The sequence below is a fragment of the Acetobacter pomorum genome (assembly GCF_002738225.1).
Lineage (GTDB): Bacteria > Pseudomonadota > Alphaproteobacteria > Acetobacterales > Acetobacteraceae > Acetobacter > Acetobacter pomorum.
Genome location: NZ_PEBQ01000184.1, coordinates 43,487 through 66,031, shown reverse-complemented (window position 1 = coordinate 66,031; position 22,545 = coordinate 43,487). Strand labels below are relative to the sequence as shown.

Genomic DNA, 22,545 nt, shown 5'->3' with positions numbered 1-22,545 from the left:
GTCTTGATGAGTATATTTCCAAATTATTTTAACCTTAGTTTCTGCAAGACTTTCTTTGTGTCATTAAACTTAAAACAGAATGCTATTGTGACAATAAGCAGCAAAAGAGCGCCAAATTCTTGCCATCAAGCCTTTTCTCTAGAGGTGTTTTAGCTTTGATATTCCCAGATAGGTCTTTACTTTTGGTGATCATAAACTGACCATCATGATTGATGGTTAATTGGAGGTTATCCATGACAGAAATATCTGCTGCCTCACAGTTGGCAGGGGCGATGAGAGCCGCAATTTCTCATAAAGCAACAGCAGCTCATGCGCCTTCGAAGCCAGAGCATATTGCTGGGAATGCAAAGATTTCGTCTGGTCATTCCGGCGGATCCGAGACATCAATACAGTTTGATGCAACAGGACAGATTATACCCTCTGCGAAGGGTGAGAAGAAAGGCTCAGCCACGGAAAGCCTTGTTAATCTTCTCGCTTAATAGAAGATTATTTGACCTTCAAAGGTTGCTGAAAGAAGCGGGCAAAGTGTATTGCTTTGCCCAGCTCTTATTCGGCTTGTTGGAGATGCCACTTGGCTCGTGTTTTGGTCTCGAAAAGAAAGCAGCCACATTTAATGATCAGGCATTCTAACCTAAAGATAGGTTTGCGAGATTTTTCATTTTCATCTGGTCTATGTGGTGCTCTTGTCCTTTCAGGAGCAATGTTTGCATTTAGTGATTTCGCTAATGCTCAAACGACAGCAACTTTATCTTCTCTGCTAAATCAAGATCAAGACAAGATTGAGCGCGCGTCTAAGCCAGAAGGGGTGACTGTTAGTGATCACCCTAAGTCCAAAACGCTCAAAAATCATAAAAAAATCGAACATGTGGCACCCCATGTGCTTGCTGGAAAAGCTTCAGAACAAAATCGAAATCGTGAGATTAAGAACAACAAGGATCTTTCTGAAGACTTGTTGTTAAAAGGGCTACCAGATGGATGGAGTGCCCATGTTGTCGGAATTAACGACACACGGATGGGGGGGGCTCAACGAGCAACGGAGTCTTCTGCTGCTTCAGATCACTCATCACTATCTGACACCCAATCTAAAGATACCAGTACCGACAACACTCTGCGATCAGTTCCGGGCCAAGGATCAGAAGATAGATTGGATAATAGCGACAGCACCAATTCCATTTTTTCTTCTCATCGTATATTGATCCCCGTCCCCGCTAACATGGGGTTGGCTGCTTACCAGAGTGGTCGATATTTTGTAATTGTCGTAGATAATGCTGAACCGATGAATACCTCTGCGCTCCGCGGAGATGGTATTTTTGCAGGTTTAAGTGTTGAAACCATTGCAGACGCCACCATTATCACTATCCCTCTTGTCGATACGCGGCAACTTTACCTGTCACAGCAAAGCAATGGCTGGATTTTGGGAGATGAGCCCCCTCCTGGTAATGATTATGGTGATAGGCGTGTCATTAACCCACGGCTTTCAAATGATGGACTGCTATTCCCTTTGAGGCATCCTGGCCGTGTGCTCTCAATCAAAGATCCTGCAACCGGTAGAACCGTCTTAATCGGCACTTCTGCAAGTGATGACGGGGGAATCCTTTCGCTGCGCCTTAGTCATGATTACGATGTGTGGCCATCACTGGAAGGCATTATTATCGATGATCATGCCCCTCCGACTGTGGAAATGAAGGCGACACCGGAGGGGGATTTACTTTCTATAAACGGTAAAAATATTCCAGACCCATCTGAAGCAGTATTTGCCAGTGATGTTGATCTGAAATGGCTTGGCCTGAAAAATCAACCATTGGATCAGTTGCAGGAAAATTATAGAGCCGCGGTCATCTCTGCCGCTGATTCCGAACCTGCTGATCGTTTTGCAAAGCGCCTTGAAGCTGCGAAAGCAGCATTTGGGGTGGGGGCATTTCCTGATGCTCGTGCGATCATGACAGTCGCCCTGGAGGACGATCCAGAGGAGGCGTTTAGAACAGATGTCAGATTCCTGCTTGGCGCTATTGAATTGATGTGCGGGAATGTTGATGGGGCAGCCCTTTTAGATGGCCCTTGGCCTGATGGTGACAAACGGGCCACGCAGATGTGGAAAGGCTTGTATCATGCTGCTGCAGGAGGGGATGACGAGGAGGCAGCACATCTGTTGGCTACTGACTTTGATCGATTGCTGAATTACCCACAGAGCCTTAAAGACGTGCTATTGGCTCCAGTCACAGAACATATCGCGCGCTATGGAAAGCCCGAAGATCGACTTGTTCTGGATAAGGTTCCAGAATCTTCCTTTGCAAAGCTTGCCAGAGTGCTTAGTCGAATGAGGGATATCCCTTCCGATGCGCATAAAGACGATAAAGCTATTACTGACGTTCTGACTGAATTTAGTGATTTAGCAGGCGACAAAGATCCATCGATCTCTGAAAAGGCGGTAGAAGCTGGAACAATTCTCAGATTAAAATCAGGATTGCTTTCTCCAGAAGATGCAGCTCTCGTCTTTTCTCAATTGTTGCCTGACGGCCGTTTATCGGGGAGAGAGGTCTCTGTTCGAATGGCACAAGCTGATGCTTACATTCGCGCAAAAAGGTGGTCTGATGCCTTGGCCGCATTGGATAAAGCCCAGAGAACATTATCTTCCAGATCTGAGCCCGACATTACACCGATGGTTTATCAGGCTTTGTCAGGGATAGCCCAGGAAGCAAATCCGACAAATTTAAAATCGGGCCAGGCTCAGCCCTCTCTCATAAAAGATGCAGCAATGCTTCGTGCACATCTTCCCGATATTCCTCCGGGACCTCAGAAAGCTGATGTTTTGATGGCTTATGGCAAGATGCTGTTGAACCTTGGGCTTACGGATGAAGCATCTCAGGCATTTTCAAATTCTGTCCCTATGTTTCAGGATCCGGTAAGCAAAGCAATCGCTGGCGAAGGTTTGGCGGATTCATTCATTCAGAGAGGAATGTTTGATGAGGCATCTGAGGCATTGGCTAACACAAATAGCCCTGGTCTCCCCAAAGATGTATTGGAAGGCCGAGGACGTGTTGCTGCCAGAATAGCTATGTCATCTGGAAAGCCAGAAGTTGCTCTTTATCTATTGGGAACTGATCAGAATGATATCGCTGCCGACATGCGGGCCAGGATTCATGAAGCGCGAGATGAATGGTCCCCGGCTGTGTCAGACGTAATCCTTATGGTAAAGAAAAGGGTTCCTGAGGCTGGCGAACTAAACATTGACCAGCAGTTGCTTTGTCTCCGTTTGGCCTCAGATGCATCTCGTGCAGGTGATGTTGGCACATTGGAATGGATTTCTAATCGTGTGGGGGATAGGAAATTTGCAAGAGATACAGAAAGATTATTCCGGCTTCTTGTCTCCTCTCCATAGAATTCCTGTCTGGTGAGGCTGGGATAATGTCAAAAGGCTATAAAAATGCCCGATAACTCGTTTAATTCTTCAATCGGAGGGGTAGGGGGGACAGACCTGTTATCCCTAGCTGAACGCAGAATGAAATGGCTCCAGAACCGTGAATCGGTTTTGGCCGGCAACGTGGCGAATGCTAATACTCCAGGATATGTCTCAAAAGACATATCGCCTTTTCAAGGTGTCGTTGAGGGGCAATCAGACCCAGGATTGGCTAAGACTTCACCCATGCATATGTCAGATGATGGCGGGAGTACACGATCACAGCATATCCCTGGATCTTCTTCTCTTGATGGAAACCATGTTGTTTTAGAAGATGAACTGGGGAAAATTGCTGACACTAATGACCAGCAGCGCTTTGCAACGACTGTATATGGTCGCTACATGAGCATGTACAGCACGGCCCTTGGTTCATCATCACAGTAAATCGAGTAGCGAGGTTCTTGATGGATTTCTCAGATACTATTGGTATCTCGGCGTCAGGTATGAGGGTTCAATCCGCTAGATTAAGAATTGCTGCGGAGAACCTTGCAAATGAAGAGACCACTGGATCAACGCCTGGCGCAGATCCATATCGCCGTAAAACCATTACCTTTAAAGATGAAGTCGATGCGGCTACTGGTGTATCAACGGTCAAAGTCAAAGAGATCGGTCGTGATCCGTCTGATTTCCAGTTGAAATATGACCCTTCTCATCCGGCCGCTGATGAAAAGGGATATGTCAAAATGCCTAATGTGAACTCCATGGTAGAAATAATGGACACTCATGATGCTCAACATTCTTATGAGGCTAATTTAAATACAATGCAGATTACAAGGTCTATGCTGACAAGATCTATTAACCTCATGAAGAACTGAGGACAACATTCTTCTCCCCCTGTAAGCCGGGGAAATTAGTTAACAAGTCAAATGCTACGCACCTGCTTAAGGCCTAAGACATCAGGAATGTCATCTTTTGCCAGTCGACGCACCCAAAAGAAAGGCCCTTGCCATAGGCAAGGGCCTTTCTCAGACCAGCACTAATCCAGCTTTTACTGGAACAGAGACAGCACGTTCTGAGATTCGCCGTTGGCGATGGACAGAGACTTGATGGCCAGTGACTGTTTGGTCTGCAGAGATGTCAGCTTGGCGCTTTCAGAAGACATGTCGGCATCAGTCAGGGCACCGGAGGCTGAAGTCAGGTCATCGGAAACAGCTTCGCCATAGGTGGACATGGCAGAGAGCATGTTGGTATTTGCGCCCAGCTGGGATGTGACGTTGGTCATAGCCGTGATGGCGTTCTGCACCTTGTCAATCAGGTTGGCAGCAGTATCTGACATGGCGATGGAAGAACCGGTGCCGGTCAGGAATACGTTGGACGTGGGATCAGATCCGGCCGTGCTGCCTGTTGTCAGCCCAAGGGCATCAGTCAGAACAGAGATTGTGCCCGTTGCGCCAGTGTCGGATGCGATGGATGCGGAGAAGCCTGTGATTGTCTGTGTGTCACCCTGCAGGCCGGTAACGTAAGAAATCTGGTTGGACGTAATGCCCAGGCCGTCACCAGTCCCGACTGAAAGCAGGTTCACGCCTTTTGTCGTGGCGTCACGCGCAATCGTGTCGATTTCCTTCATGTAGCCGGTCAGTTCTTCGTTGACCTGGCTCAGAGAGGTGCTGCTGGAATCATTGTTCTTCAGGCCGGTCACGGCTTCCTGAACCTGGTTCAGCACAGACAGGATGTTATTGGCAGCGGAAGTGGTTGAGCTCACGACAGATGAGGCGTAACTCAGTCCATCGTTAACGGCGGCCTGGCCCTGGGTGTCGCCATTGATCTGGGAGGCGATGCCAAATGCAGCGGGATTGTCTGCAGCCGTTGCGACCTTTTTGCCGGTTGAAACAGCGTTTTCTGTGGCTGACAGTTGAGACTGCGTGGAATTCAGGGTTTCCAGGGCGACCATGGAAGAGTTGTTTGTGTTAACTGAAAGACTCACTTGCGTGCTCTCCGCTTGTCTTCTTCTGAAGCAGATCCGCGGTCTACATCCCAGTTGTCTGGGGGACGCATCAACTCACCAAAAGAAGATGTTTTAATTTACAAGTCTCAATAAAAAGCAGAAAGGCTACAAACATATTAACGAGGGGTTGAGTTTTTTTATGAGGATAATTTTTTAATGAAACGCCTATTTCAATAGGTCTAATTTTCACTTCATTCCCATTCGAATGATCATTGATCTTCTCCCCACCCTGCAGGGCGGGGCATTAAGGCGCATCTGTTAAAAGATTTTCTGTCCATTTTACCGGGGGGATGAATAAGGCCGCGGCTTTTTCATGATTTCAGGGACAGGGATCTGAATTTTGTCGAGAAATTTTGTTTATGGTCCCTTCGGCTGCGTCTGGTGTTCTGTGATTAAAGGTTCGTGTAAATCGTTTTCTTTATCTTTGTTTATTTCATCAGCCATCGCACCTGAAAGATCAGGTGTGCCAATGCCAATAGTATTCTGAACTTCTTGCGATGTTGATGGAGTATTTATGAAGCTAACTGCGGCTAATCTTTTGTCTGGGCTATCAACTATTTCCCCTTCATTCAGATCCTGATCTATTAGATCAGACATGGCCTTTGAATTGCTTCCAGAGGGAATGAGGTCATCCTCTACCTTGCCTTCGTCAGGTTTAGTCAGAGGGAGAGGCATGTCGCTAGGCTGAACGGAGACAGTGCTTTGTTCAAGAGGGTTCTCAACATGATTTGTCTGTGCAGGTAGGGGAGGTGAGGTGTCTTCAGTATTGTGGTCATCATTGATTTGTAGAGTGGAAGCTGGGATTTGATCTTGCATGTCTGGCGTCAACAGAAGGGGTGAAGCCTCTTCACCGCGAAGAATCTCCTCAGATAGTTCTTTTCGAATATTTTCTGCTCGTACAATTTGGTCGCCGAGCTTTGATGTGATGGATAATCCGCTATCAGATAGACCTCTCAGTTCATTCATTATTTGAGAGGCGCCTTCATTTAATGATGTAAGATCCTCAATCTTATTGGAAGAGTCCTGGATGAGGAAGGTTAGTTTCCTACCGTTTTTTGCTACTTCGTCTTTAAGAGTGTTGACGCTTGTATTCGCAGAAGATGCCGATGCGTCTAATTGGGTAATAAGTAATTCAACGCTCGGCTGAATTTCTTTGAGAGTAAGAAGGCTCTTTTTAATTCTCCGGCTACCAAAAAGTCCCAGGAGAATGAGGACGCAAAGAACTGCTTCAATGGCTACTTGAATATCGTTGGAAAGCATGATGCACCTGTTTTAGACAAGGTTAGATATTCATCTTTTCTCTCAAGCGAGGGGAAAGATATCTCTATTTTATGAAGATGGTGACGTAAGAGCGTTAATCCCGATACTTTCCAAATCCTCTTTTTTGACTATTTCATCATCAGCAGGAATCAATCTGGCACCAATTTTTACTGAGAGCCTGTCGTTAATTTTCCCTAATGTCCCTTCAAACATCGGCGTATCGTCGCATTGAAGCCTAACCTTATAAGGGGTGCCCTCTTGATGAGGGAAAATTAGGGTAGATCCCTTCTCCAAGCTAAGGATATCCCTGAGGGGGAATTCTTTTTCATTCAATATGGCTGATACCGTCACATTGGTTTCAATGATTTCCCCAAGAAGATGTTCTCCCCATATTGAATCGGAACCATAGTTTTCTCCCATAAATTGCTGGGTCAACTTTTCACGAACCGGTTCAAGAGTTGCATACGGGATCACTATGTCCATATTGCCGCTTCTATCTTCCATGTCGATATGGAAGCGTGCAGCCACGGTCGCATTAGACGGTCTTGCAATTACCGCGAAACTTGAGCTCATCTCCAGTCTATCGAATGTAAAATCAATCTTGCAAACGGGCTCAAAGGCTGTGCTTAGATCCGCAAGAGTGATTGTGATGAGCTTTTCAATCAAAGATCGCTCTATCGGGGTGTGAGCTCTGTTTTCAATTATTTTGGTGCCTGAGCCACGTTGCCCGCCCATCAGAAGGTCAATTATTGAGTAAGAAAGAGCGGAATCAACTATGATAAGCCCAAGGTTCTTCCATTGCTCAGCCTTAAATACACCAAATGATGAAGATGAAGGCACGCTCTCCATATAATCACCGAAGCGTAGTGATTTGATGGTCTCTAGTGTTATGTCAACACTATCATTCGTAAATGCTCTTAGTGTTGCGGAAAGTAGGCGAATAAGCCTGTCAAATGCGTTTTCAAGCATAGGCATGCGCTCATAGGAGACAAACCCAGCTTTGATTATTCTTTCAATGCCGCTTTCTTCTCGTGTGTGGGATTTTTCAAATACGTTGCCTAAGATGTTGTCGATTTCACTTTGATCTAAAGACGGTGAGTTATCTTCAGTGTTATCTTGGTCTGACATCATTAGGCCTTGTAATAAACCGGGGGAGAGATGAGATTTATCGAGATGGTTATACCTAGCATTGTCGATATTATTGGGTAAGAAATTCTGTGATATAAATGTTTGAAACATTCAGCGGTGCAAGATCTGATCTCAATCTTCGTAGAAGTGCTTCCCGAAGTCTGTAAAAACCGTTGCCATGGAGATCTTGTGGGCGTGTCTCATGAAGATACGTCTGGAATATATCCTGAATTTCAGGAATTTTGTCACTGAGATTGTCACCAGGCTTTGCTCCTGATATCTCAACTGTAGCAGTCATTTTTACATAGACTGTTTTGCCGTTGCCATTATCCAGGTTTGCTGTCGCCGGAGGTATTCCTAGTACAACCGGTGGGTTCACGAGAGATTTGACCCCTGTTTCATCTTTCGTGGCATCATGTTTCAAGGCTGCTATTGGGAGAAGATTTTTTTCCCATGCGTAACCCGCACCTCCGCCGATAATAACAACGCCTCCAAGGAGAAGGATTAAAAGCTTTTTCTTCTTGGGTTTGGGGTCTAAAAGCCCTTCAGGAGTTTTTTTTTGATCCGCGGACAACGTGTCACTCATTAATGGCTCCGAAAAGAACATTTCAACCATAAGCCATCATGAAATAATCCGCGGCTCAGGTCTCTAAATTTGATTAGATCATAGTAGGGTAAGAGAATGTTCAGATGCAAGGTTTAAGGTCTGCAAAGGAATAAGCCTTGCATCTGAATGTTTCTCTTCAAGGCTTACTAGCCGCCTTGAAGGTTTAACGCAATCTGATCAGTTAGATGAGTAAGGTTAAATATAGTTCGCTAAAGTCATATCTTTCATATCCGATATTAGAGTGAATGATGCCTCTAGTTGCGTTTTTAGGTCTGAGGCCTGTGTTGCTGCCTCAGCCATATTCGCTCCGACCATCGTATCCATCTGGCTTTCAAGCAGATTTTGAACGTTAGTAAGATTGCTTTGTTTTGATGTAAGTTGATCTTGCAGAACGCCAGTGCTGGTGCCTGCGTCAATAAGGCTATTTGCAGTTTTTGATAATGATTTCTGTAACTGTGATGCAATTTCTGTAAAGCCCGGCGTTGAAGATGACATGCCCTTCATCGAAGACATAATCATCATATCTCTAATTAAATCTCTAATTGGGGACCCTGTAGAATCACTCGTTTTCTGCGATCCTTGTGTTGCTACTGCTCCAATTTGAGTTGTTTGACCATCTATGCCGGTGACGATTGACACTCCCATTGACCCAGCGTCCTCCGCCGGAACAGAAAGACTAGCACTGAACACAGTGAGGCTGTCTGAGTTGTCGGCAGCGGCATCTGTAGCTTCGCTCAATACCGTTTCAGCATTTGAAGACGTTAAACCCGAAACAATGGAATTTATTTTTGTAGCAAGGTTGCTCGTGGCAAGACCATCAGGATCTGTTACAGTTTTTTCAGTCGAGTTTATCCCTGAAAAAATATAACCATTTTCGTCAGAGGTGTTAAGTATTCCACCTAGTGTGCTCAGATCGGCGCTGGCTGTGGTTGCATTGGTGTCTACAGTCGATCCTGAAGAGCCTTCTGTGCTTTCCATGCTTAATGCTGCTGCGGCTAGGTTCTGTGCCAGTGACGCCATGCTGCTGTAAGCGGAGGAGGTAAGAGAGAGCCTGGACTGAGCTACCGTAATATTGCTGGATAAAGAGTTGATTTCGGAAATTCTTGGGCTAAGGGAAAGTGCCGACTCTGTGTTGTCATCCAAGCCGGCAATAGTCTCGGAAATTGTTCCTTCAGAGGCCTCCCAGCTCACCTGCGTTTGTCTTTCCGTAATGTCGGCTATTGCTTTTGACAGTATTGTTGAAGCGCCAGATACGCCATATAGGCCCACTGATGTGCTCATAATACGTTTCCTTGCCCGTTGGGTGTTAGTTCACAGCGTCTAGTAGCTCGCTAAACATGCTTTGAACTGCAGTCACGATTTTTGCATTTGCAGTATACGCGCTCTGTAAGGCCACTATCTCTGACATCTGACTGTTCACATCCACCCCAGAAACTGATGAAACTTTGGTGGAGAGGGTTGTTTGCACAGTGGATTCAGTTGAAAGGTCGGCGGAGGTATTTGAGATTGTAGCTGCCTGGTCGGTTGTTAGAGACGTAGCTAGTTCGCTCAGCCCTTGATTCCCAGCATAGCCCGTAGCGAGATCCCCTGAGGGGCCAAGTCCTGAGGAGGGGGAAGATAATGATCCAGATGTATCATCTGAAGCCGTGCCGAATGCTTCTCCAAGAATATTGGTGAGACCGGTTATAACGCCAGTATTGCCGTTGCTGTCTGTCGTGAGAAGTGAAGGATTTTTGACGTAGTCTTGGTTCACGGAAATCACGGACGAAAGACCGACAATGCCATTCGGGGTGGTTTTTGTAGTGTCAGAAGAAAGTGATGATGATGTTCCATTGGTAAATAGAGGCGTACCTGCGTTATCAAACCTGTTGATCAATGTGTAAGAAAAGGAATCTAACTGAGCCTGCATTTTCGGGTATGTTCTATCGCGCAGGGTGATGTTGGCGCCTAGTGAACCACCGGAAAGGTCGGAGGTTACATCTTGTCCATTAAGCATGATGCCTGAGATGCCGCCGGAGGTATCTCCCTCCTTGTAATACATGCTCGAAGATATGGTCGTGGCCGCATAAGTAAGAGGCCAAGAGGAGGAGGGGAGTTCTGTGTTTGAATCAGGAAGGCCGATTTGATCTGGTCGGGTTGGAAGAAGAGTGCCATTAGTCGTGTGGACAGTAACATCACCATTGCTTGACGTATTGAAGGTGACATCGAGTTTTTGGGAGAGGGTGTCCATCGCTTCAAGGCGCTGGTTTTGAAGATCTGCCGTGTCCTGCCCAGCAGCAGTCAGAAGCATGATTTTTTTCGATATTTCGCCAATTGTTGTTAGGCTAGAGTTCACATCGCTCACATTGGATGCGATGTTATTTTCGGCTGTTTGTCTTTGAGTGTCGTACACTGACGAAAGAGTGTTGATCTGTGACGTAAGCGTCTCTGCGTCAGATATAACACCAGACAGGGCGGCCGTACTTGTTGGGGTTGCCGAGAGGGATGTGATGGCACTTGCTACTCCCTGAAGGCTGTCAGAAAGCGTGCCAGTAGTGTCATCTGTGTCTGTGTCTGTCGAGTCAGAAGTTGTGGTGCCCTGCACTGCAGAAAGGCTCGCGAGTGAATTATCCATAGTGGTAAGTGCAGAAACCTTCGCATTCTGCGAATACAGCGCTTTCTGAAGGCCGGCAGAGAGGGATAGGGTGGTGTTCCCAACAGAGACACCTGTGCCCACCTTCCCCGCTACGACAGAGGACACAACGGCGGTTTCTTTCACGTAACCAGCAGTGCCTGAATTTGACACATTTTCTGATGTCACAGCGAGTTCGGAATCAATGCCGTGAAGACCACTTGTGGCTATGGACAGAGAAAGGCCGAGATCCATTGCTATTTCCTTTGCGCGGGAAGAATTAAGGGGGTGCGTTGGTTAGCCCCTGTCGTTGGGTGAGAGATTTGATGGGCGATACATTCTGCCGATTTTGAGCGATAATGGTTACAGGAAAATTACTTGGCTCGAATAAGGAGGTCTGAGACGTGTTCAATGTCACGAAGATGCATCAGCGGTAATCTTGTCTATGGCATTCAATCGGCGTGTGGATTCTGTTTGAACGAGTTGAAAATTAAGGTCGTACGCGCGCTGTATTCTGATCATGTTGGTGGTCTCAGCAATCGCATTTACGTTGCTGGATTCAAGCATGCCCTGCCTAACTTCCTTTGACGTTACCTGATGTGTCTGCGTGGTCGGATTAAGGAGATGGTTACCCTCATCCTGAAGGGTATTCTCATTGTCAACATCTACAACATTTAAGGAAGCTATGGCTCCTTTTTCCGTTGATATTGTGCCATCAGAGGAAACGCCTAACGGCAGTATCTGGTCTTGAGGATCAATAACAATATTCCTATTCTGGTCATCTAGAACAGGATCTCCGTCTCCATTAACAATGGTCCCGTCATTACTGCGATGGAACTGACCATTCCTTGTCAACCGGATGCCATTTGGCGTTCTGACAGTAAAATAACCCTCTCCGTTAAGAGCCAAATCAAGGGGATTGCCAGTCTGACGAAGCGTGCCTTGCATTGGGTCTGTGTAAGTGGCGCGATCCTGAGCGTAATGGATTACCTTTTCGCTCCCTGTGCCTTGAGCATCTTTCTGTTTCGATAGGTAGTCAGAGAACTGAACTCTAGAGAGCTTAAAGCCATCGGTATTGGCGTTTGCCAGATTGTTGGAGGTAACATCCAATGCGCGTGTTAGTGCGTCTATCCGAGAGAGGGCGATATAACTGGTATTGTCCAAAGCAGCCTCCAAAGCGCGCCTTATTGATCCCCGTATAGCATTCGCGAACGACGAAAGGGCAGGAATAAAAGCCATATTGCAGGATCCGAAAGGCCTTCTTCGGCCAAATATAGGGCACGATAGGTCTTAACGCACAATAAAAACGCCTTGCGAAAGGTATTTTTAGCACTTAGCCTAAGATGTGCTTGCCTGATAAGAACCTTTCTTTCGTCTTGTTCATCATGCTTAAAAATAGATGAGGCGCTGATTTTTGGGCATATCAACTAATGGTTTAGTCGCATGGGGCCATATGATAGGCTTTATTGGCGGCTCATCCGGGGGGGGATTAAATTCTCATGATGAGATCTTTGGATATCGCCGCAACTGGTATGCAGGCGCAGACAAATAATGTCGAAACGATTTCGCACAATATAGCGAATATGACCACGACAGGATTTAAGCGGAGACGAACTGAATTCCAAGATCTTATGTATCAGAATATTCGCCGGGTCGGCACAATGAGTTCCGATACAGGATATCGTGTTCCTGCTGGTGCCCAGATAGGCCTGGGGGTGAGGACTGCGGCTATCTATCGCATCAATGAGCAAGGAACACTTGAACAGACTAATAATGATCTGGATTTGGCAATCGAGGGGAGGGGGTATTTCCGAATACTGCTCCCGTCAGGGGAATATGCCTACACAAGAGATGGTTCTTTTTCGCTCTCACAAGATGGAACAATTGTCACTGCAGACGGTTATCCTCTGACCCCGAATATCTCGCTCCCCAACAATGCGGAAAATATCACCATCGACCAAACTGGTCAGGTGCAATATACAGTTTCTGGGGAGACGACATCTCAGGTTGCTGGGCAAATTCAGATTACCACGTTTCAAAACGAAAATGGCTTGGCCGCAATGGGTCAGAACCTTTTTACAGAAACGACTTCATCAGGAGATCCAATCGTAGGTACTCCAGAAAGCACTGGTTTCGGCACGATTAGGCAAGGTTTTCTTGAAGAGTCGGCAGTTAATGCTGTTACAGAAATCACTGATCTTATTACGGCGCAGCGGGCATATGAAATGAACAGCAAAGCAATTACAGCATCAGATGAAATGTTGGAAACTCTTACCAATCTGAAATGATCGTGGACTGTGTTGACCATAGTTGACTGGTCAAGGCAGTATCAGCAAGAGCCTTTTTTATTTTGTAAGGGTAAAATGAGTTTTCTCAAAAAAGCTGTTTTAGGACTTATTTTGTCGGCCTCAATTGCAGAAAGCTTATCATGTGCATCTTATGCAGCAACATTAAGATCATCAGGTAAAATATACTCAGACACAGTACATTTATCTGATATTTTTGATGGTATCTCTAGGTCTGATGATAGGGCGCTGGGGCCATCACCATCACCAGGAAAATCTATTCAAATCAGCGGTTACCAACTTATAGCAATCGCAGATCAGTATAGTGTCGATTGGGATGACCAATCATCCTCTATAACATTAACTCTTACAAGAGATGGGAAGGTTCTAGGCAAAGACTATTTTGCCAACCTGGTTAAGGAAGAAATTTCTTCTTCTGAAACCAGAGGATCGTTGCTTGTTAATATCGTAGGCCTAAAGCCTGTTGTCGTGGCTAGTGATGATCTGTCTCCCTTTGTTGTGAGTGATGTGAAATGGGACAAAAAAACCGGACAATTTTCCGCGACAGCCTTTAGAAGCAATCAAACAGGTGATGGTGAAGATGACGCAATCAATCTAAAGGGGGAAATCAAGAAAATTTCACCAGTGATGGTGTATGATAGATCTCTTCCAGCAGGATATGTCCTTACTGATTCGGATTTTCATATTGATTCGACTTTTGATGGTCAGTTGCCTCTAGGTCTTTCAGGCCCGTCTTCGCCAGATGATGTGGTTGGTATGTCGCTTTCAAAGCCAGTCGCTTCAGGTTCTCCCGTAATAATGGGTGATTTAAGAAGATCGATCCTTGTACATCGAGGCGATCCGGTTATAATTTCTTACAACTCTCCGGGCATACGCATCACTACGACAGGTAAGGCCTTGGCTGATGGCGGAAAAGGCCAGTTGGTCCATGCGATAAATATGGGAACAAAGATGATCCTTCTGGGCCGAGTAAACGGAAACGGCGAGATTTCTGTCGATTCAACATCTACCGCTGTCGGGCTGGACTCTAGTGAGGCTAAAAAGCTTAGGGCTTCCCAAGTGATAATGGATAGTGGTGAGGGTAATTAAGATGCGGGTTAAGCTGAAAATCGGGATTGCTCTGACCCTATTGAGTTTAACCTCATGTAGTGGTGTTTCTAATTTAAGTGAGATGGGCCACCCTCCTAGGATGACAAAGACATCTGATCCGACTTTGGCTCCAGACTATAGACCTGTGACGATGCCTATGCCGCCTACACAGGCGCCGCCAACTGAAGTCGGGAGCCTATGGAGGCCGGGCAGTCGGGCATTCTTTAAAGATCAAAGAGCTTCTCAGGTGGGTGACCTATTGACCATAAAAGTCGAAGTTGCTGACAACGCTGATGTTACTAATGATACAAGTGCATCAGGAAGTGGGTCAGAAGATTTTGGGATACCAAGTTTGCTTGGATTTAAGGGGAAAGGCATTTCCCATATAACGAGTGCAGATGCGCTAAATACAAGCAGTTCTAGTGCCAATGCGGCCTCTGGCACTATTCGACGTATTGATGCTGTAACACTTACTCTTGGCGGAACAATCACGCAGGTTCTCCCTAATGGGAACTTTGTTGTCGTCGCTAGACAGGAGGTGCGGATCAATGGAGAGCTGCGCCAGATAATGGTTAGCGGTGTTGTGCGACCGCAAGATATTTCTGAAGATAATGTCGTCACACATGATCGTATCGCCGAGGCTCGAATTTCATATGGTGGAAGGGGTCAGTTGTCCCATTTGCAAGAGCCTCGATATGGTCAAGAAGTTTTGGATAACGTCTTACCTTTCTAGTTTATTATTAAGTTGAGGCATGTGATATGTACAAGGCCTTTTCAAGGAAGGTTAGTTTGTGGCGAGGATTAAAATTGCAAATAGCCTTGACTTAATAATCCTTGTGAATGAAAAAGCTAAAGTCATATCATGTATGTGCTGGCATATGGCCAATATTTCTTTTTTGGCCAAAAAGCGCATGAATCGGATTGGATGAATTTATGAGCGAAAATCAGGCCGCAGATAAAGGTCAGGAACAGTCCCCGGAATGCGTAATTCCGCATGGTTTGAGTATAAGGGAGTTGCGGGGAAGTGTTCCCGGCACTCTTATTATCAATGGTCAGGTTGATCAGGCTGAAATTTCTGCGACTACTTTTGTCCTTGGCTGTCAGGGGGAACTTGTAAAGTCTAAGATTGATGCTGATACAATCATCATCCAAGGTGAAGCAAAATCAGTTATGGCTAATGCTGGCCGCGTTGTTATCACGAAGCAAGCCCGTCTCACAGATGCCAAGCTGATAATGGCAAATGCAACTGGTTGCGCCATTTCTGAGGAAGCGCACCTCGAAGGTGATGTTCAGATTATGATTGGACGAAGAACTCCTTCGCCTATGTCATCGAAAGTTCAGGATAAACCAATCCCGACAGCTGAGAATAAGGTTGTTGAATCTTCACCTTCCTCAGAAGAAGAAAAGCCTAACGAACCAGTATCTTCTTCTGGAGGGGATCTCGGAGACTCACCTGAACTCTCCATTCCTCTTGGTGACGATTAATAAATAATCCATTGGTTCCGGCCGCGATTTAACTGTCGCGGAAGGAGCCAATGCAGAAGCAGAATTTTGTTTTCTGTTATTTCTAATAAATTGCTGCAGAGCGCAGGTGCGGAATGTTTTTTTTGCGGGAAATCATGCGATTAAATTGCCCCGCTTTAAGGCGTTCCATAATAATCACGTCTCTGTCTGCCTTGTGCTCAACTGTTGCGATTACATCAGCCCGAACCCAAACTGCAGACTTCCTGCCCCCTTCTAATGCGTCATCTTCTGCTTCGCAGCTTGATGTGAAGTCAGATTCAGCATCCCCAGTTCCCTCAGATGCCAGCCTTGATTATGGGAATGGAGATCCAAATGGGGATGTGACAGAGCAAAAACGCATCCTGGAATCCGCAAAAAAAGCTGTTGAGGCTAGACTGAAGAATGTCAGTGCGACAGAGGAAGTTTATAACCGCGAACAGAAGGCCGCTAAATCTATAAGCCCAGAAGCAGTCGCTAGATTGGTGGGTATTTATGAGAATATGCCTCCTCGTGATGCAGCCTCAGTTTTTGATGTTATGGAAACTCATATCCTCGTAGCCATGGCAGGCGCTATGAATACGAGGAAGTTATCAGCTATCATGGCACACATGTCTCCAGATAGGGTGAACATTGTTTCCCAATACATGATTGGGGTGCGTTCTTTTCATTCTCATAAATCAGAGCCTGTAATATCCACTTCAATGGGTCACCGATCAAACCCTAGCCATCAAATGGTAAGATACTCCTCATCTCCTTCCGCAGAAGGGGAGATGTCCTCTCCAGCTTCTCCGCTCCTTCCATCTAGACAATGAATGTAAAAGGTCGATAGTGCATGCGGCGCTTTAATTTCTCAATTTTATTGTCTGTGTCTTTAATGGGCATTTTGACTGGCTGTTCGCCTGATTACATCGGGCATAAGTTGACAGGTAGGGAGTGTAACGCGGGGTTCGTTGCCGAGGGCGAGGACTGGTGCGCACCTGTTGAGAGGACACCACCACCACAACCTTACTGCACACAAAGTTGGAACGGTGTTGATTGTTGGGAAAGGCCAGATCTTACCCCAAATATGGCGCGTGAAACCTATGAGGGGCCGCGTGGGCTTACGCAGGATCAAAATGCTCAACGACTAAATATGCCTATCGATAGGATCCCTCCGACTACTCAATATCCTCCGCCATAAAATCAGGCCGAAGTGGCCGTTCGTGTGACTCTTTATTTTGAGTGGGATGCTTTCAAAACAAAGAGCCCAAACTGATAGGGTTGTAATTTGTTCTTCATTAGGTGAATTGCACCATTATCATGGAATAAGATGGTAACAATTGGCCACATCATAGCGTCATAGCGCCCAATTTACGGGCTTATTGGCGTAGTCCCGAAATCAGGATTGTAGGTAGATAGTCGCTGGATGCAGAAGTTACTAGATGGACTGAAAGGTCTGGGACGCACAAAGCTGGCCGCTCTGGGCGTTGTCGCTGCTCTATTGCTGACATCTATTGGTGTTCTAGCATTTTGGGGTGGCTCAGATAAAAACTCTCTTCTCTATGGAGATGTAGAGCTTTCTGAAGCTGCTGAAATGGTTGACGCCTTAACCAAGGCTCATATTCCTAGCACTTCTGGCCCTGATGGTCATAGCATCTATGTATCAAAAGATAAGGTTGCCGAGGCCAGGCTCCTATTGGCGAAGGACGGCCTGCCAAGCGGGGGTGCTGTTGGTTACGAACTCTTTGATAAAAGTGGCACTCTCACAAGCACGCAATTTGAACAGGGTATTAACGAGACCAGGGCTATGGAGGGGGAGCTGGAGAGGTCTATCAAACTTCTTCATGGAATTCGCAATGTGCGTGTGCATTTGGTTCTTCCTCACAGAGATCTATTTTCAACACAAACAAGCCCATCACAGGCCAGTGTAATCCTTGATGTCGGTCGAGTAGGCACAGTTTCGCCTGAAGCTATCCAAGCGATACAGAATCTGGTTTCTGCGGCAGTGCCAGGATTGCAGCCGGGCAATATTTCCATCGTTGACACAAGAGGTGACGTACTGGCCAAGCCGGGTGATCCAGATAGCTTGGCAGGAAAGGAGTCATCTCTCGAAAAACTCAGACATGCAGAAGAGCAAAGGCTTGCTCAGGCCGTCGAGGATATGCTCACTCCTACCCTTGGGAGTGGACATGTGCGAGTGCGTGCGGCAGTAAGTATGAATGCTGATGATGTAAGAGAAACAGAAGAGACTTATGACCCAGATCAGCAGGTCCTGCGTTCTCAAAAGACTACATCAGCTAAAAGCGTAAATACCGAAGCCAACCCGAATACTTCCGTTTCCAATAACCTGCCAAATGCTAATGCCGGCCAAAATAACAAGGTTGGTTCTTCCGATGATAAATCTGAAGAAACTGATAATTATGAAATTGGCAAAAGAACGCGGGTTGTAAGCCAGACTAGACCACGTGTGGCTCGGATAAGCCTGGCTGTGATGGCAGATGGTACCATTGAAAAGGATAAGGACGGTAAATCAGTCTGGAAGCCTTTAGATGATGCGCAAATTAAGCGGCTAACCACGTTGGCTCAGGCTGCCATTGGATACGAAAAGAACCGGGGTGATGAAGTTAGTGTCGTTTCTATGCCCTTCAGGAATGATGGTGGGATCGAATTCCCAACTGAAAGCAGCGGCATCTTTACACGCGACACGTTGATTTACCTCGCTAAGTGGATCATTCCTCTCGGGTTGGTGGCAGGGGCCGCCCTAATGATCATCCTCCCTATAATTCGGAAAGGGAAAGAGGGGGAAGCTGACGGAGAGGCAAGGCGTGGTCTTATCTCTGAGATAGCTTCAGAAGGGGCTGCTCTTGTGTCATCAGCTCTTCACGGTGGAGGACATGAGGATAAGGTCGGGATTGCTGGCATGGATGGGATGATGAGACGAGAGGCCCTGGATAGGGTAGGCAATCTTGTCGGTGAACATCCCGAAGAAACTGTGATGATTGTTCGATCATGGCTTGCGACGCCTGACAAACAGAAATCAAACTCTAGCCTCCAAAAATAAGGACACTGACAATGACTGATGAAGCTTCAATGCCTCAAGCCAGTGGTCCTGGAGTAGATGACAACTCTTCTAGCCTCCCAGCCCCGCCAGTTATAACTGAACAGGCTCAGGCGCTGCTTAACAGCATTACAGGCAAACAAAAGGCAGCCATATTGATGCTGGCTGTTGGGCAGGAGAAGTCTGCAGCAATCTTCAAATCCCTACATGAAGATGAGATTAGAGATATATCAGTGGCCATGTCACAACTGGGTATGGTGAAAGCCGACCTTGTTGAGGCAGTGCTTGCGGACTTTAGTCGTAATTTTGAAGTGTCAGACGGTATCGTTGGAACATATGAGACCACAGAAGAATACCTTAAGCGGGTAGGTGTCCCTTCAGATCTTGTTGAAAAGATTATGGAGGACATACGTGGGCCATCCGGCAGAAGCGTATGGGAGAAAATGGCGAATATGCCGGAAACGGCATTGGCCAATTATCTGCGTAATGAGCAACCTCAAACTGTGGCAGTTATTCTTAGCTACCTTCCGCCAGTCTATGTATCTAGAGTGCTGACGCAGTTCTCCGAAGATTTCGCCATGGATGTGATTATGCGCATCCTACATATGTCTAGTGTCAGTCGGGATGTTCTAGAAAGCTTAGAAAATACCCTCCGTAGAGATCTTGTCTCTACCTTTGGGCGTTCGACAAAGAGGGATAGTTACGCCTTTGTCGCGGAGGTTTTCAATAATTTCGATAGGAAGACTGAAACGACACTCACTGAAATTCTGGGCCAAAGAAATCATGATGATATGGAGAAGGTGAACAAACTGAAGTTCACCTTTGACGATATTAAAAGACTTATGCATGAGGATATGATGCGCGTTATGAACGCGATCAATAAAGATCCTGAGGCAAAGGCGAAACTTCCTCTTGCTCTTAAAGGTTCAAGTAAGGATATTAAGAAAATATTCCTTGATTGTATGTCTAAGAGGGCGGGCGGGATTCTAGATGATGAAATCGCTAATCTTGGCCCAGTGAGAATGAAGGATGCTGAGAGCGCACAGATCTATATCATTTCAATCATCAAAGATCTGTCTAACGATGGTGAAATAGATATTTCTCCAAATTCGTCAGATGATGAATTGATTGAGTAATCATGGAAGTGATTCAAGGGAATATGATAGATAAAAGGCGGAGAATGTTTGGTGAAGCATTGCCTGACTTCTCCATGGGCAATGCGAATTCATCTCCTCATGGCGAGGGTAAAGGTGAAGCTATTGTTGATGATCAGGAAGGGCTTACTCTTACAGAAGAACCAGTAGTTGATCATTCAATAAGGCTGGCACCTGAGGAGCTGGAAAGCATTAAAAGTTCAGCTTTTGAAGCTGGTCGCAAGGCAGGAATAGAATACACAACAAATAATCTTCGCGCCGAAATGGCTCAGTCTATCCATACCGTTATTTCCGCTTTAGCCAGTGAAAATGATCGTCGGAATGCTAGTCTTTTAGACTCTTCTAAAGTCTTTCTTACGGTCTTGTCTGCAGTGATCAGAGACTTGGTAGACCCGCAAAGTGTTGAGTTGTGCAAGGCCCTTCAAAAAGATTTAACCACAGATATTCGTGAACTGGCTAAAGAAATACAAGGAAGGATCATTGTTGAATGTTCGCCTGGAGATAGCTTTGTTTTGAAGGATAAATTGGCCGATATTCCAGATTTGGAGGTTGTGGAGCAAAAAGGCTTGTCTACAGGACAATTGACCGTAAAAACTGATGCAAATTCGATATTGTTGGATAGAGCGATTTGGCTTGAGTCAGTGAGAAAAAAAATCTTGGGTGTTTTAAATAACCTCAAACTTCCACTTTCATCCTAGTTAACCAACCCCATCACTAGAAGTGAGTTTTGACATGTCTGGTCCTGAAAATTCCGCCCCTGGAAATGCTGCAAGTGGCATCAATTTGGAAGATTTTGCCTCTGATGTGGGTAATACCGATGTCGAACCCAATGACTCTGGGATTGGGGGGGATAAAGAAGTCATAAATGTCTCTGCCATCGATCAGCGACAGGCCATTTTAGATGTTCCAGTCAAAATCACGGCCGTAGTGGGTAATGTCAGCATGCCCGTCAAGGATCTACTCAAGTTGGGTAGAGGGGCAATTGTCAAGCTCAATAAAAGGCTTGGCGAGTCAACAGACATTTATGCCAATGATCGCCTTATTGCTCGTGGTGAAATACTCATTGTCGATGAAGATCATATCGCAGTGAATATGACAGAAATTATGACTGGGAATAATTGATGTCTTCATCGCAGATCCAAGATGTCACTCCTTTTCATCTCGGAGGTTCTCCTGACGCGATTGGGTCATCAAAGCAGATAATATTTCCTGTAGTTACTGATCATCCCCAAGGATCAACTGGTGAGATGGGTATTCCGGGGGGCGGGTGGGCTATCTTTTCACTCTTACTGGTGGTCTGTCTCCTTCTCCTTGTAACGAAGGCGATTCAACATTTTTCCTCTTTGAGGGCAAAAGCTGTGAGATCGTTCAAGGATCAGAAATTGGAGATCATCAGCGTTCTACCGATTGATCCTAAAAGAAAAATTGTATCTGTTGAAGTAAGCGGAAGTGAAGGGAAGCTAGGAACATCTTTAATTTTGCTAGGTGGACCTACTGATATTTGTATTGGGTTTATCTATGCTGATCGCCCTTCAGAGGCTGCCAAGACAGATTCTAATGATTCAAATGGGCATAATGGTCTACATCTCCATTAGGTGATGGCGGATGTATAAATGTGAGATGAAGACAAGTGATCGAATTGGTGACAATGAACAAAAATAAGGCGCATCTTAATAGGATCGCCTTCTCGACAATTGTCTTAATAAGCGCAGCAGTATTTTGTGGCGTTTTCTTGTTTCCTACTGATTGCTTCGCCCAATCGATCAATATTGATCTTGGTAAAGGCGGAGGTATTGGTGAAGCTGGCACCACGAGCAGGCTTGTTCAACTTACGGCACTTATAACCGTCCTATCCCTTGCGCCGAGCCTTTTGGTTATGGTGACTGCATTTACAAGAATTATTGTAAGTCTTTCCATATTGAGAAGTGCTGTAGGAGCTCAGGGTGCTCCGCCTAACATGGTGCTTATTGGCCTGGCCATGTTCCTTACACTTTTTGTGATGCAGCCTACGCTTGAGCAATCATGGGAAAGAGGTATTGTCCCTTTAATGGACGGTCGGGTTGAAGAAATGGAAGGTCTGCAAGCGGCCGCAGAACCATTTCGAGAATTTATGGTAAAAAATGCCAGACCAACAGATCTCACGACATTCTTTCATTTGGCCAACATCCAACCAACTACAGTTGTCAATCAGACCCCATGGCGCGTGCTCATCCCGGCTTTTATGGTTGGGGAGTTAAGTAGGGGATTTCAGATTGGTTTTTTGCTCTACCTGCCATTTCTGGTGATCGATCTCGTGACCTCAAGTGTCTTGATGAGTTTGGGGATGATGATGTTGCCACCGGCCACAATATCACTGCCATTTAAATTGATATTTTTCGTGCTGGTAGATGGTTGGCAAATGGTCGCGGGAGGTTTGGTGAGAAGTTTCGGGGGCTGATATTCTCCCCC

General features: G+C 46.0%; 22 protein-coding genes. 15 read left to right on the top strand and 7 right to left on the bottom strand.

The features are described 5' to 3' along the window. The first annotated feature begins 233 nt into the window (after nt 1-233). From CSR02_RS16400 to flgC, 4 genes are all read left to right on the top strand, one after another. Nucleotides 234-479, top strand: coding sequence for a hypothetical protein (locus tag CSR02_RS16400; RefSeq protein WP_143225626.1), 246 nt, complete (start codon nt 234-236; stop codon nt 477-479). 92 nt (nt 480-571) lie between these two features. Beyond that, nucleotides 572-3,379, top strand: a complete 2,808-nt coding sequence (locus CSR02_RS17380) for a hypothetical protein (RefSeq protein WP_143225625.1) — start codon at nt 572-574, stop codon at nt 3,377-3,379. Between the two features lie 45 nt (nt 3,380-3,424). Further along, a complete protein-coding gene (locus tag CSR02_RS14810; protein ID WP_099542188.1) occupies nt 3,425-3,841 on the top strand; it encodes a flagellar basal body rod protein FlgB in 417 nt (138 codons plus the stop codon). A 20-nt stretch (nt 3,842-3,861) separates the two neighbouring features. Then, complete coding sequence (gene flgC / locus CSR02_RS14805) at nt 3,862-4,272, top strand: flagellar basal body rod protein FlgC (protein ID WP_099542187.1); 411 nt, start codon at nt 3,862-3,864, stop codon at nt 4,270-4,272. A gap of 173 nt (nt 4,273-4,445) precedes the next feature. Here flgC and CSR02_RS14800 read toward each other — a convergent pair whose 3' ends face one another. The 7 genes from CSR02_RS14800 to flgF form a co-directional block, all read right to left on the bottom strand. Next, a complete protein-coding gene (locus CSR02_RS14800) occupies nt 4,446-5,381 on the bottom strand; it encodes a flagellin N-terminal helical domain-containing protein (RefSeq protein ID WP_099542186.1) in 936 nt (311 codons plus the stop codon). Nucleotides 5,382-5,759: 378 nt separating this feature from the next. Then, on the bottom strand, nt 5,760-6,662 hold the full coding sequence (locus tag CSR02_RS14795; RefSeq protein WP_099542185.1) for a hypothetical protein: 903 nt from the start codon (nt 6,660-6,662) through the stop codon (nt 5,760-5,762). A gap of 69 nt (nt 6,663-6,731) precedes the next feature. Then, a complete protein-coding gene (gene fliM, locus CSR02_RS14790; RefSeq protein WP_244177041.1) occupies nt 6,732-7,790 on the bottom strand; it encodes a flagellar motor switch protein FliM in 1,059 nt (352 codons plus the stop codon). A 70-nt stretch (nt 7,791-7,860) separates the two neighbouring features. After that, nucleotides 7,861-8,406 carry a flagellar basal body-associated FliL family protein gene (locus CSR02_RS14785; RefSeq protein ID WP_099542183.1) on the bottom strand — a complete coding sequence of 182 codons (546 nt, stop codon included), beginning with the start codon at nt 8,404-8,406 and terminating at the stop codon, nt 7,861-7,863. 186 nt (nt 8,407-8,592) lie between these two features. Next, complete coding sequence (locus tag CSR02_RS14780) at nt 8,593-9,678, bottom strand: flagellin (RefSeq protein WP_099542182.1); 1,086 nt, start codon at nt 9,676-9,678, stop codon at nt 8,593-8,595. 25 nt (nt 9,679-9,703) lie between these two features. Continuing rightward, the gene (gene flgK / locus CSR02_RS14775; protein ID WP_099542181.1) at nt 9,704-11,263 is read right to left on the bottom strand and encodes a flagellar hook-associated protein FlgK; all 1,560 of its coding nucleotides are present in this window, start codon (nt 11,261-11,263) and stop codon (nt 9,704-9,706) included. Nucleotides 11,264-11,422: 159 nt separating this feature from the next. Then, on the bottom strand, nt 11,423-12,247 hold the full coding sequence (flgF, locus tag CSR02_RS14770; protein WP_244177039.1) for a flagellar basal-body rod protein FlgF: 825 nt from the start codon (nt 12,245-12,247) through the stop codon (nt 11,423-11,425). Between the two features lie 260 nt (nt 12,248-12,507). On the opposite strand from flgF, the gene flgG reads away from it, so the two are divergent. The 11 genes from flgG (at nt 12,508) to fliP (ending at nt 22,534) form a co-directional block, all read left to right on the top strand. Further along, nucleotides 12,508-13,296, top strand: a complete 789-nt coding sequence (flgG, locus tag CSR02_RS14765; RefSeq protein WP_099542180.1) for a flagellar basal-body rod protein FlgG — start codon at nt 12,508-12,510, stop codon at nt 13,294-13,296. Between the two features lie 12 nt (nt 13,297-13,308). After that, nucleotides 13,309-14,403, top strand: coding sequence for a flagellar basal body P-ring formation chaperone FlgA (gene flgA, locus CSR02_RS14760; protein ID WP_143225624.1), 1,095 nt, complete (start codon nt 13,309-13,311; stop codon nt 14,401-14,403). 1 nt (nt 14,404) lies between these two features. After that, nucleotides 14,405-15,136 (top strand): flagellar basal body L-ring protein FlgH, encoded by a 732-nt coding sequence (gene flgH, locus CSR02_RS14755; protein WP_099542178.1) that lies wholly within the window; start codon nt 14,405-14,407, stop codon nt 15,134-15,136. Nucleotides 15,137-15,336: 200 nt separating this feature from the next. Next, nucleotides 15,337-15,888: a bactofilin family protein gene (locus CSR02_RS14750; RefSeq protein ID WP_099542177.1), complete on the top strand. Its 552-nt coding sequence runs from the start codon at nt 15,337-15,339 to the stop codon at nt 15,886-15,888. Between the two features lie 284 nt (nt 15,889-16,172). Beyond that, nucleotides 16,173-16,718: a MotE family protein gene (locus CSR02_RS16395; protein ID WP_143225623.1), complete on the top strand. Its 546-nt coding sequence runs from the start codon at nt 16,173-16,175 to the stop codon at nt 16,716-16,718. A gap of 593 nt (nt 16,719-17,311) precedes the next feature. Further along, entirely contained in the window at nt 17,312-18,946 is a 1,635-nt protein-coding gene (gene fliF / locus CSR02_RS14740) for a flagellar basal-body MS-ring/collar protein FliF (RefSeq protein ID WP_099542175.1), read from the top strand. An 11-nt stretch (nt 18,947-18,957) separates the two neighbouring features. Continuing rightward, on the top strand, nt 18,958-20,079 hold the full coding sequence (locus CSR02_RS14735; RefSeq protein WP_244177037.1) for a flagellar motor switch protein FliG: 1,122 nt from the start codon (nt 18,958-18,960) through the stop codon (nt 20,077-20,079). 2 nt (nt 20,080-20,081) lie between these two features. Beyond that, nucleotides 20,082-20,795, top strand: coding sequence for a FliH/SctL family protein (locus tag CSR02_RS14730; RefSeq protein WP_099542174.1), 714 nt, complete (start codon nt 20,082-20,084; stop codon nt 20,793-20,795). Between the two features lie 34 nt (nt 20,796-20,829). Continuing rightward, the gene (gene fliN, locus CSR02_RS14725) at nt 20,830-21,219 is read left to right on the top strand and encodes a flagellar motor switch protein FliN (protein WP_099542173.1); all 390 of its coding nucleotides are present in this window, start codon (nt 20,830-20,832) and stop codon (nt 21,217-21,219) included. After that, a complete protein-coding gene (locus tag CSR02_RS14720; protein ID WP_099542172.1) occupies nt 21,219-21,692 on the top strand; it encodes a hypothetical protein in 474 nt (157 codons plus the stop codon). The genes fliN and CSR02_RS14720 overlap by 1 nt, the downstream gene beginning before the upstream one ends. 53 nt (nt 21,693-21,745) lie before the next feature. After that, the gene (gene fliP, locus CSR02_RS14715; RefSeq protein ID WP_099542171.1) at nt 21,746-22,534 is read left to right on the top strand and encodes a flagellar type III secretion system pore protein FliP; all 789 of its coding nucleotides are present in this window, start codon (nt 21,746-21,748) and stop codon (nt 22,532-22,534) included. The last annotated feature ends 11 nt before the right edge of the window (nt 22,535-22,545 follow it).

Excerpts from the sequence above, each read along its gene's own strand:
- flgH (WP_099542178.1), top strand. The coding sequence starts at position 14,405 with ATGCGGGTTAAGCTGAAAATCGGGATTGCTCTGACCCTATTGAGTTTA.
- fliF (WP_099542175.1), top strand. The coding sequence starts at position 17,312 with ATGCAGAAGTTACTAGATGGACTGAAAGGTCTGGGACGCACAAAGCTG.
- CSR02_RS14780 (WP_099542182.1), bottom strand. The coding sequence starts at position 9,678 with ATGAGCACATCAGTGGGCCTATATGGCGTATCTGGCGCTTCAACAATA.
- CSR02_RS14735 (WP_244177037.1), top strand. The coding sequence starts at position 18,958 with ATGACTGATGAAGCTTCAATGCCTCAAGCCAGTGGTCCTGGAGTAGAT.
- CSR02_RS16400 (WP_143225626.1), top strand. The coding sequence starts at position 234 with ATGACAGAAATATCTGCTGCCTCACAGTTGGCAGGGGCGATGAGAGCC.
- fliN (WP_099542173.1), top strand. The coding sequence starts at position 20,830 with ATGTCTGGTCCTGAAAATTCCGCCCCTGGAAATGCTGCAAGTGGCATC.
- CSR02_RS14720 (WP_099542172.1), top strand. The coding sequence starts at position 21,219 with ATGTCTTCATCGCAGATCCAAGATGTCACTCCTTTTCATCTCGGAGGT.
- fliM (WP_244177041.1), bottom strand. The coding sequence starts at position 7,790 with ATGTCAGACCAAGATAACACTGAAGATAACTCACCGTCTTTAGATCAA.
- flgC (WP_099542187.1), top strand. The coding sequence starts at position 3,862 with ATGGATTTCTCAGATACTATTGGTATCTCGGCGTCAGGTATGAGGGTT.
- CSR02_RS14785 (WP_099542183.1), bottom strand. The coding sequence starts at position 8,406 with ATGGTTGAAATGTTCTTTTCGGAGCCATTAATGAGTGACACGTTGTCC.
- flgK (WP_099542181.1), bottom strand. The coding sequence starts at position 11,263 with ATGGATCTCGGCCTTTCTCTGTCCATAGCCACAAGTGGTCTTCACGGC.
- CSR02_RS14750 (WP_099542177.1), top strand. The coding sequence starts at position 15,337 with ATGAGCGAAAATCAGGCCGCAGATAAAGGTCAGGAACAGTCCCCGGAA.
- flgF (WP_244177039.1), bottom strand. The coding sequence starts at position 12,247 with ATGGCTTTTATTCCTGCCCTTTCGTCGTTCGCGAATGCTATACGGGGA.
- fliP (WP_099542171.1), top strand. The coding sequence starts at position 21,746 with ATGAACAAAAATAAGGCGCATCTTAATAGGATCGCCTTCTCGACAATT.
- CSR02_RS14810 (WP_099542188.1), top strand. The coding sequence starts at position 3,425 with ATGCCCGATAACTCGTTTAATTCTTCAATCGGAGGGGTAGGGGGGACA.
- CSR02_RS14795 (WP_099542185.1), bottom strand. The coding sequence starts at position 6,662 with ATGCTTTCCAACGATATTCAAGTAGCCATTGAAGCAGTTCTTTGCGTC.
- flgG (WP_099542180.1), top strand. The coding sequence starts at position 12,508 with ATGATGAGATCTTTGGATATCGCCGCAACTGGTATGCAGGCGCAGACA.
- CSR02_RS14730 (WP_099542174.1), top strand. The coding sequence starts at position 20,082 with ATGGAAGTGATTCAAGGGAATATGATAGATAAAAGGCGGAGAATGTTT.